Annotated in this window: 2 tRNA genes and 2 rRNA genes; all 4 read left to right on the top strand. The window is 48.6% G+C overall.

Features of this window, described 5'->3' with window-relative positions:
• Positions 1 to 102: ribosomal RNA gene (locus ACWWFX_RS25300) — 16S ribosomal RNA — on the top strand; the annotation flags it as partial.
• A gap of 70 nt (positions 103 to 172) precedes the next feature.
• Positions 173 to 249, top strand: a tRNA-Ile gene (locus ACWWFX_RS25305).
• A gap of 103 nt (positions 250 to 352) precedes the next feature.
• Positions 353 to 428, top strand: a tRNA-Ala gene (locus tag ACWWFX_RS25310).
• A 175-nt stretch (positions 429 to 603) separates the two neighbouring features.
• Positions 604 to 904, top strand: a 23S ribosomal RNA gene (locus tag ACWWFX_RS25315); the annotation flags it as partial.

Below are 904 nucleotides of genomic sequence, written 5' to 3' on the forward strand. Positions count from 1 at the left end.
AGCTTAACCTTCGGGAGGGCGCTTACCACTTTGTGATTCATGACTGGGGTGAAGTCGTAACAAGGTAACCGTAGGGGAACCTGCGGTTGGATCACCTCCTTACCTTAAAGAACCGTTCCTTGAAGTGTCCACACAGATTGTCTGATGAAAATTAGCAGTAAAAAATCTCTGCAGGCTTGTAGCTCAGGTGGTTAGAGCGCACCCCTGATAAGGGTGAGGTCGGTGGTTCAAGTCCACTCAGGCCTACCAAATTTCTGCTGATGCTGCGTTGCGGCGACACTCACATACTTCAGTATGCTTCGTGTCACCACGCCTTGCCTCAACAGAAATTACGGTCAGAGATAAAAACGATGGGGCTATAGCTCAGCTGGGAGAGCGCCTGCTTTGCACGCAGGAGGTCTGCGGTTCGATCCCGCATAGCTCCACCATCTTTACTGCAAAAAACAAGAAAACTTCAGAGTACACTGAATAAGTGTGCTGCGAAGTTTTGCTCTTTAAAAATCTGGATCAAGCTGAAAATTGAAACGACACACTTTAAGTGTGTTCGAGTCTCTCAAATTTTCGCAACACGATGGTGTTTTACGAAACATCTTCGGGTTGTGAGGTTAAGCGACTAAGCGTACACGGTGGATGCCCTGGCAGTCAGAGGCGATGAAGGACGTGCTAATCTGCGATAAGCGTCGGTAAGGTGATATGAACCGTTATAACCGGCGATTTCCGAATGGGGAAACCCAGTGCAATTCGTTGCACTATCATTACGTGAATACATAGCGTAATGAAGCGAACCGGGGGAACTGAAACATCTAAGTACCCCGAGGAAAAGAAATCAACCGAGATTCCCCCAGTAGCGGCGAGCGAACGGGGAGCAGCCCAGAGTCTGAATCAGCATGTGTGTTAGTGGAAG

It is taken from the genome of Pseudocitrobacter sp. 2023LY-00077 (assembly GCF_055796175.1).